The organism is Clostridioides sp. ES-S-0190-01, from assembly GCF_020658275.1.
Lineage (GTDB): Bacteria > Bacillota > Clostridia > Peptostreptococcales > Peptostreptococcaceae > Clostridioides.
The window spans coordinates 1-9,441 of the sequence record NZ_JACVWA010000019.1; the positions used below are offsets into that span (position 1 = coordinate 1).

Sequence of the window (9,441 nt, forward strand, 5' to 3'; positions counted from 1 at the left end):
ATCAAACTCTCAAATAAAAGTTTATCAGGCTCAGATACTATTGTTATCTAAATATCTGGCTTTATGGTTTGTTTCTTGTTTTTATAAATTAACCTACTGTTTAATTTTCAAAGTTCATTTTTCATGTCTGCCCTTTTCTTAAGGACAAGTAATACTATATCAGCTTTATTTATCTAAGTCAATATAATTTTTTATTTTTTTTAAGATTTTTAATTTTTCTATGTTTTATCAGCTTAACTCTCAGAAATTAATAATAAACAAAAGTCCCTATTTCATAGGACTAATATATATTTTATGCCCAATTTTCCTTTTTATTCTATATTTAAATTTTTTATTTGTAGCAATACACATTTTTTTAAAATTAATTTACATTTCTTTCACTTGTAATTTTTGTAATCTTGTATTAGATTATTATTAAAAAATGATTTATCAATAATTTGATTGAGAACGACATTTTTACACATCAAAATATTATATAAATACTATGCTACATTTTAGGAGGATTTTATTATGAGCAAGAAAGTATTAATCATGTCTGCTTCTACAGGTGGTGGACATAATAGAGCGGCTCTAGCTATTAAAGAAGAACTTACATCCAAAACAATTGATGGAGAGCCAGTTGAGTGCGAAATAATAGATAGTTTGAAATTAGTCAATAACATAATGGATAAAATAATTTCAAGAGGATATGAAAAATCCGCCATATATACACCCAAAGCATATGGAAGTGTATATAGATTATCTGAAACAAACCTTTTATCGAAAAATGAATTTAAAGATAATCTAATCATTACATTTATGGCAAAAAAATTTAAAAAACTCATTAAAAACACTAAGCCAGATTTAATTATAGGTACACATCCTTTTCCAATGATTGCTCTAAGTACATTGAAAAAAAATTTTAACTTACATAATAATGAAATAAATGCTTCTACTGATCATTTTTATAAGCATCATACAAGTACTATTAATGTTCCTCCACTTATTTCTGTACTAACTGATTATACTACTCATTCCACATGGATACAAAATGAGATTGACTACTATATTGTTGGTCATGAGTATGTAAAGGAATTATTAGTATTTGATGGAGTCGAGCCTAGCAAAATTAGAACATTTGGAATCCCTGTTGAAAAATCATTCCACTCTCATAGAGATAAAAAAATTGTTCTTTCTGAACTAAATTTATCTCCTGATAAATTAACTGTTTTACTTATGGGTGGCAGTTTTGGAGCTGGGAATATAAAAGAAACTCTTGATGAGTTATTAGATACAGATAGAGATTTTCAGATACTTGTAATAACTGGTAGAAATGAAAGTTTAAAAGAGAAAATTGAAAAAAAACTTGTATCTCGTTATCATGACAAAAATGTATGTGTACTTGGATACACTAATAAAATGAATGATATTTTAGCTTCTATCGATGTTTTAGTCAGTAAGCCTGGTGGACTTACTACAACTGAAGCACTATTAAAAGATGTACCCATGATAGTTCCATATTATATCCCTGGACAAGAAGAAGAAAATCTTGATTTCTTATCCAATTGTGGTGCAGCACTTAGAACTACAAAGAAATATAATTTATCAATATTATTAAAAGTTTTAATAGATGACTCTAGTAGGCTAGAAATGTTAAAGAAAAATATAAAATCTATAAGAAAGTCAAATTCAGCCCAAAACATAGCTAATTTAGTATTAAGTATAATTTCTGATTAATAAAATAAATAAAATCCCTATAGTATACCTATTAGGGATTTTTTATCTTCTAATTATTTAATTGCTAGATTGGTTCATAAAAATCTTCTTCATAATCATACTGATAGTTTTTATAGTTATTTCTGAATTCAGTATTTTTATTTTTTGGAGTTTTCTTAGTTTTTTTCTTGTTAGAAAAACTTATCTCCTCAAAATCATCATATTTAGGCTTGTCTTTTGATTTCATTTTTTTAATTCTTTTTTCTTTCATTGCATTATGTTCTTCTAAGTTCATAATTGGTTTCATGTTGCACCCCTATCAAAATTTTTAAATGATTTATACAACAAATTATACAATACAGAAGAGATTTATTCAATAAATCTAAATCAAAATTAATCTGAATTTAACTCCAAAAAATTACAAAAATCGAGGTAGTAACCTCGATTTTTATATTTCTCTTCTGCCTTCCAATGCTTTCGATATTGTAACTTCATCTGCATATTCTAAATCGCCTCCAACAGGAAGACCATGAGCTATCCTAGTAACTTTGATTCCCATTGGCTTTACTAATCTTGCAATATACATAGCTGTAGCTTCTCCTTCAATAGTAGGATTTGTAGCCATTATTATTTCTCTTACATCTTGATTACCAAGCCTTTGTATAAGCTCTTTTATTTTTAGCATATCTGGTCCAATACCATCCATTGGAGAAATAACCCCATTTAATACATGATATTGCCCTTTAAACTCTCTTATTCTCTCCATAGCTGCAACATCTCTCGGATCTTCTACCACACATATAGTACTAGAATCCCTATTCTTATTTGAACACATACTACATGGGTCTGTATCTGTTATATTGCAACAAATTGAACAATACTTTATCTCTCTTTTTGCGTCTATAATTGCCTTAGATAAAGCCTCCACATCATTAGTATTCATATTAATAATATGAAAAGCCAACCTTTGAGCAGTCTTTCTTCCAACTCCTGGAAGCTTTGAAAATTCTTCTATTAGTCTCGTTATCGGACCTGTATAAACTTGCATAAATATCACCTACTAGAATAACCCTGGTATATTCATACCTCCAGTTACCTTACTCATTTGATTTGCTTGTATATCATCAATATTTCTCAATGCTTGATTTACTGCACTTAAAACTAAATCCTGTAACATTTCTATATCGTCTGGATCAACAACTTCTGGTTTAATAGTTATATCTAAAACTTCTTTTTTACCATTAACTTTTACAGTAACTGCTCCTCCACCAACTGAAGCTTCTACTTCTTTATTTTCTAACTCTTGTTGAGCTTTTTGCATGTTTTCTTGCATCTTTTGAGCCTGTTTTAATAAATTATTCATATTTCCACCACCAGGCATCATTCCGCCTCCAAAACCTTTTTTAGCCATAAACACTATTCCTCCTAAACTTATTTTCATTTTATTATTATATCATAATAGTATTTTATTATTTACTTTCATTTTCATCAATACTATCTTTTATTTCTAGTATCTCTTCGTTTACTATGTTCTTTAGTATCTCTTCACCAATGTCTTTTTTTTCTTTAACTTCAAGATTTATATCTTTGACTTCTGATGACAATACTATTTTTACACTAAAGCTTCTATTTAAAACTTCTCTTATAGTCTTCTCTAGATAATTTATTGTATCTGGGGAGCTTAATCTAGTTTTTGCAAAATCAAATTTATCATCAAATATTACATATAACATGTTAGAATATACATTAAAACTTTTTACCTCACTTAAAAGAGCGTATATTGGCATTTTTTTATCTTTTTTAATTTGTTTAAGTATATTTTTCCATGATGATTCTATAAGTAGAACATCTTCATTTTTTACCTCTTCATAAACTATACTTTCTTTTTTTGAATCTATTTCTCTATTATCCTCATATTCCTTTTCTTTACCACTATCATTATTTGTAATTTTAAAGCTACCCATTTCAATCATTTTTTCCAAATTCTCAACCCTTTTAATAAGAGCTTCTTTACTTTCATCAAACATTGGCTGAGCAATCTTCATTATAGTTATTTCTACTAAGACTCTTGGATTTGAAGATGATTTTATATCATCTTGAGTTGTTGACAGTATATTTAAAATTCTTATTAAATCATTCATATCTATGTCCTCAGATTGAGATTTAAGTTGCTCTATAGTTTCTTCTGGTAATGAGATTATTTCATCTAATTCTGATGATACTTTGCAAACCATTAAATTTCTAAAATGGTCTATTAAATCATTTATAAGGTTTCTTATATCTTTACCCCATAAAACAAATTCATTTAATATTTCAAGAGATTTTTTAGTATCCTGTGCTACAATACATTGAGACAACTCAAATAATTGTTCTATATTCACGCTTCCCATCAACTCAACAACATCTTTATAGTCTACTGTATTTTCTCCAAATGATATACACTGGTCTAATATGCTAAGAGCATCTCTAAGTGCTCCTTGAGAGTTTCTAGATATCAGATTAAGAGCTTTTTCATCTATGTCAATTCCTTCATCTTTACAAATTTTTTTCATCCTAAGAGTCATATCTTTAACAGTAACTCTTTTAAAATCGTATCTTTGACAACGTGATAAAATAGTTGCAGGTATCTTATGAGGTTCCGTAGTAGCCAATATAAAGATTACATATGAGGGAGGTTCTTCTAATGTCTTTAACAATGCATTAAAAGCTCCTTGAGACAACATATGAACCTCATCTATTATATATACTTTATATTTAGCATTAGCTGGAGAATATTTTACACTTTCTCTAAGCTCTCTTATATCATCTACACTATTATTTGATGCTGCATCTATTTCTACAACATCCATTGTATTATCTTTTAATATTGATTCACATATTTCACACTCATTACAAGGTTCTTCATTCAATTTATTTAAACAATTTACCGCTCTTGAAAAAATTTTTGCAGTAGATGTCTTTCCAGTACCTCTTGTACCACAAAACAAATAGGCATGTCCTATATTATCATTGTATATTTGATTTTTTAAAGTCTTAATAATATGTTCTTGACCAACAACATCATCAAATCTTTGTGGCCTATATGCTCTATATAATGCTTTATGCATCTTTTTACCTCTCTTTAGTAAAATTAATAAAAAAATCCCTCATTATCTAAGGGATTAGTCTTTTATATATTAAATGCTGTACACCATCTATCGACTTAATTCCATAGGCGTTACCAAAACAGTTAGCTCAACTTAGGCACCCCCGCGGCACACAAAAGTGATCACTTACCGCTGCTTCCTTCCGGATCTGACGGGGTTCATGAGCTTTCATTGCGCAGGACCTAAGCATCAACACCACTTATTCAGGGCGGCCCTACAAAAAATAAGCCTTTAGATGGAATTCAATCCTGCTATAGCGGATTGCAGGTTACAGGGCACCGCTACCTCCCCATCTAGTACAGCAAAATTACAACCATATTTAATTACTTTTATTTATTGTTTCTGGCGGAGAGAGTGGGATTTGAACCCACGATACAGTTTTACCCATATACTCGCTTTCCAGGCGAGCGCCTTCGACCACTCGACCACCTCTCCTTAATCTCTTTTTCTTAATGCCTTAAAAAATTCTTGCAATATGATCGAGCATTCTTCTTGCAAAACATCAAAAGCCACTTTTACATTATTATTATCAAAATAATCTAATTTAAACTCATGCTGTTTCTCTATATATGAATTTTTTATATGTCTTGTCCCTATTATAAGCTTTTTTATTCTAGAATTAACTATTGCACCACTACACATTATACAAGGCTCTAGTGTAACATACAAATCACAATCTGTCAATCTCCATCCACCTAATTTTTCTGATGCTTGCTTTATCGCTAAAATTTCTGCATGAGCTGTAGAATCTTTCAATGTTTCTGTAAGGTTATGAGCCCTTGCTATTATCTGATTATCTTTAACTATAACAGCACCTATTGGTGTTTCTCTCTTATTATATGCTTTATATGCTTCTTTTAATGCTTCTTTCATATAAAATGAACTTTCCATAATTCCTCCCAAAACTTATAACAAACTTATCTTATCATAATTCATTTTATAATTCAACTTAATTTTATTTTGTTTATTTAATATATTGCTATACATAGCTACATTTAATTTAAATTAACCTAAAAAAATTTTTTCAACGTCTAATTAAATGTTGATTTATGAAAATATTTAGCTTTTTATGATGAATATTCTATTATATATATTAACATAAAAAAGTTATGAAATTATTAAATCTCATAACTTTTTCTAATTTACTATTTACTTACAGTATATTTTTAATCTTAAAATATATTATCACTTATATAATATTAATACATAATTATTTTATAACATCAACACCCATATAAGGTCTTAATTCTTCTGGAACCACTACAGAACCATCTGCTTGTTGATAATTTTCTAATATAGCAGCTAAACATCTTCCTATAGCCAATCCAGAACCATTTAATGTATGAACATATTCTGCTTTTGATTTTTTATCCCTTTTAAATCTTATTCCCGCTCTTCTTGCTTGGAAATCTTCAAAGTTTGAACAAGAAGATATTTCTACATATCTATTATAACTTGGCATCCAAACTTCTAAATCATATTTAAAAGCAGCTGTAAATCCTAAGTCTCCTGTACATATTCTTACAACTCTATATGGAAGACCCAACATTTGTAACATAGTTTCAGCATCATGAGTTAATGATTCTAATTCCTTATAAGAATCCTCTGGTTTAACAAATTTAACTAATTCAACTTTATTGAATTGATGCTGTCTAACTAAACCTCTTGTGTCTCTTCCTGCTGAACCAGCTTCAGATCTAAAGCAAGGAGTATATGCACAATATTTTATTGGAAGTTCTGCAACATCTAATATCTCATTAGCATGTATATTTGTCACAGGTACTTCAGCTGTTGGTATTAAGAAATACTCTAGCCCTTCTATTTTAAACATATCTTCCTCAAATTTAGGAAGTTGACCAGTGCCTATAAAACTATTTCTATTAGCCATAAATGGAGGTAAAACTTCTGTATATCCATGTTTAGCTGTATGAGTATTTAAGAAGAAATTCATTAAAGATCTTTCTAATCTAGCACCTAATCCTCTATATAAAGTAAATCTTGAACCAGTTATTTTTCCAGCTGTTTCAAAGTCTAATATCCCTAAACCAGTTCCTATATCCCAGTGAGCTTTATGTTCAAAATCAAATTTTGTAGGTTCTCCCCAAGTTCTTACTTGAACATTATCTTCATCTGTTTCACCTTGTGGCACATCTGGATGAGGTACATTTGGAATTCTCATCAATGCATATTCTATTTTTCCTTCAACTTCTTTTACTTTCTCATCAATACCTTTTATCTTGTCTGATAATTCTTTTAATCTTGCTTTTTCCTCTTCTACATCTTTTCCTTCTTTTATTAATTGTGGTATCTTTTTAGAGTTTACATTTAATTCATTTTTCATAACTTCAACTTCTTGAAGTATCTCTCTTCTTTTATTATCTAATTCCACTACAGCATCAAGGTCGAATTCTTTTTCGCCTCTTATTTCCATAGCTTTTTTAATATCATCTAAATTTTCTCTTATTCTTTTAATATCTAACATATTAATTCCTCCTAATAATTTTTATAATATAAATTAATAATTCCAATTTAAATTAAAACATTTTTAACTGCAAATTCTTAGTTTAAACAAATTTTGAAAATAAAAAAAGACCTCCGTTTACCCTATAAAAGGGACGAAAATCTTTTATCCGCGTTGCCACCCTAATTGATTATACCCATATGTACAATCCTCTCAGACCTGTAACGTAGGTAAACGTCTAGCTTTAACTAGAAGCTCTAGAGTAGATTCAAAAACCATTGTAATGAGTTCTCACCATCCACTCATTCTCTGAATACAACCTGTTTTTTACTATTTTCTTTCAATGCTTTTAACTAATTGTTTTATTTGATAATCATTATATTATATATATTAACATCTTTCAATACTATTATTCAATTTTTTTTAGAATTTTCTTTAATTTGTTATCTTGAATTTGATTTTTTTGTTTAATTAAAATATTATCTTTTATCTAAAGAATTTAAATTACTTGTGTTATTAAACAATAATGAAGCAGGAATAAATGGAACTTCTATTTTATTTTCATCAAATTTCTTTTTAACTTTTTCCATTATATCAAAGTATACATCCCAGTAATCATCAGTTTTAACCCAAGGCCTAGCAACTATTTGCATAGTATTATTACCTATAGAGTTTAACCCTATGATTGGCTTTGGATCATCTAGTATCCTTTTTTCATTTGTAAAAATTTCATTTAATATAGATTTAACCATATCTATATCGCTGTCATAAGAAATATTATACGAAAAATCTATTCTTCTTTTATTTTGATGTGTGTAATTAATTATATTATTACTTGTCAATTGAAAATTTGGTATTATTATAGTTTTATTATCTGGAGTTTTAAGAACAGTGCTAAATATTTGTATATCAGAAACTGTACCTTCCACACCTGACCCTTGAATATAATCACCTATATTGAATGGCTTAAAAAACAAAATAATCATGCCTGAACCTAGGTTTGATAATATTTCTTTAAATGCTAATCCTATACTAAATCCAGCTGCTCCTAAGACCGCTACAACTGATGTAGTTTGTATTCCTATAATACCTAAACTTATCAGTGATATGATGGATAGCATTGATATATATATACCATATACAATAAAATTATTTACACCTTTACTCATTCCATATTTAATTAGAAATTTAGAAACCATCTTTCTTACTATCTTAGCTATATAAATACCTATTATAAATATTGTTATTGCATATATAATATTTGGTATATTATCACTGAAATTATTAAGCATATTTTCTAAAGTTCTCTTCGTTATATTACTATTTGTTGAAGTAGTCTTAGCCAATGACAAAAAATTCATTTAACTCCTCCTTATGATAATATTCCACTGTCATCTAGTTTTTTTATTATATCTTCAATAGTTTTTTCTTTGAGTGCTTCAATTGTATGAATATGACTACATTCTGTTAAAACTGATAATTGTTTAAACTCATTTTTTTCAACTTTTATCATAAAATCATCTATATCCATTTTAGAATAAATATTAAGTTCCGCAGTTATTTGACCATATGTCGGATGATTTACAATAACATCTTTTACAATTCCACCCAAATCTACAATAATTCTTAGTTCTTCATAAATTTCTTGGGGATTTCTATGATTTTTACATTTTATTTGTCTGGAAAAATATGGTTGATTATATATTATATATCCTTGAGGTGTCGCTATTATTTCAAAACCTTTAGCTCTTATAAGCGCTATATCTTGTACTATTACTTGTCTGCTTACATTTAATAGCTCTGCTAGCACTCCACCTTTTACAGGATGCTTGGATTCCTTTAAAATATCTATTAATTTGTTTCTTCTTTCATTAGAATTCATATCATACCTTCTTTCTAAATCAAAACTTTTTGTCTATATTATATAATTCTATATTTTATCTTAGTATAAATCAATACAGAGTTTATATTCTGTTTAATTTTAGATTTTATAGCAAACAATAAAAAAAGACTACGTGGCTACGTCCTACTCTCCCAGGCAGTTTCCCACCAAGTACCATCAGCGCTAGAGAGCTTAACTTCTGTGTTCGGAATGGGAACAGGTGTATCCTCTCTGCTATTGTAACCACATAATCTTTA

The 9,441-nt window shown here is 28.5% G+C and carries 9 protein-coding genes, 1 tRNA gene, 1 rRNA gene, 1 other RNA gene and 1 other annotated feature; of the genes, 1 reads left to right on the forward strand and 11 read right to left on the reverse strand.

Features of this window, described 5'->3' with window-relative positions:
• Positions 1-510: 510 nt before the first annotated feature.
• Entirely contained in the window at positions 511-1,716 is a 1,206-nt protein-coding gene (locus IC214_RS06825) for an MGDG synthase family glycosyltransferase (RefSeq protein WP_227437604.1), read from the forward strand.
• A 64-nt stretch (positions 1,717-1,780) separates the two neighbouring features.
• Here the strand turns inward: IC214_RS06825 and IC214_RS06830 are convergent, their stop codons facing one another.
• The 11 genes from IC214_RS06830 to rrf form a co-directional block, all read right to left on the reverse strand.
• Entirely contained in the window at positions 1,781-2,002 is a 222-nt protein-coding gene (locus IC214_RS06830; protein ID WP_227437601.1) for a hypothetical protein, read from the reverse strand.
• Between the two features lie 141 nt (positions 2,003-2,143).
• The gene (gene recR / locus IC214_RS06835) at positions 2,144-2,743 is read right to left on the reverse strand and encodes a recombination mediator RecR (RefSeq protein WP_227437599.1); all 600 of its coding nucleotides are present in this window, start codon (positions 2,741-2,743) and stop codon (positions 2,144-2,146) included.
• A 12-nt stretch (positions 2,744-2,755) separates the two neighbouring features.
• On the reverse strand, positions 2,756-3,106 hold the full coding sequence (locus tag IC214_RS06840; RefSeq protein WP_227437598.1) for a YbaB/EbfC family nucleoid-associated protein: 351 nt from the start codon (positions 3,104-3,106) through the stop codon (positions 2,756-2,758).
• A gap of 58 nt (positions 3,107-3,164) precedes the next feature.
• On the reverse strand, positions 3,165-4,802 hold the full coding sequence (gene dnaX / locus IC214_RS06845; protein ID WP_227866422.1) for a DNA polymerase III subunit gamma/tau: 1,638 nt from the start codon (positions 4,800-4,802) through the stop codon (positions 3,165-3,167).
• A gap of 76 nt (positions 4,803-4,878) precedes the next feature.
• Positions 4,879-5,143, reverse strand: an RNA gene (gene ffs / locus IC214_RS06850) — signal recognition particle sRNA large type.
• A gap of 41 nt (positions 5,144-5,184) precedes the next feature.
• Positions 5,185-5,276, reverse strand: a tRNA-Ser gene (locus IC214_RS06855).
• Positions 5,277-5,732: a nucleoside deaminase gene (locus IC214_RS06860; protein ID WP_227437594.1), complete on the reverse strand. Its 456-nt coding sequence runs from the start codon at positions 5,730-5,732 to the stop codon at positions 5,277-5,279.
• A gap of 319 nt (positions 5,733-6,051) precedes the next feature.
• Positions 6,052-7,323, reverse strand: coding sequence for a serine--tRNA ligase (gene serS, locus IC214_RS06865; protein WP_227866423.1), 1,272 nt, complete (start codon positions 7,321-7,323; stop codon positions 6,052-6,054).
• 126 nt (positions 7,324-7,449) lie between these two features.
• Positions 7,450-7,655 (reverse strand) — a binding site (T-box leader).
• A 126-nt stretch (positions 7,656-7,781) separates the two neighbouring features.
• Complete coding sequence (locus tag IC214_RS06870; protein WP_227437590.1) at positions 7,782-8,663, reverse strand: mechanosensitive ion channel family protein; 882 nt, start codon at positions 8,661-8,663, stop codon at positions 7,782-7,784.
• Positions 8,664-8,674: 11 nt separating this feature from the next.
• Positions 8,675-9,184 carry a transcription repressor NadR gene (locus tag IC214_RS06875; RefSeq protein WP_227856174.1) on the reverse strand — a complete coding sequence of 170 codons (510 nt, stop codon included), beginning with the start codon at positions 9,182-9,184 and terminating at the stop codon, positions 8,675-8,677.
• Positions 9,185-9,315: 131 nt separating this feature from the next.
• Positions 9,316-9,432, reverse strand: a 5S ribosomal RNA gene (gene rrf / locus IC214_RS06880).
• Between the last annotated feature and the right edge of the window lie 9 nt (positions 9,433-9,441).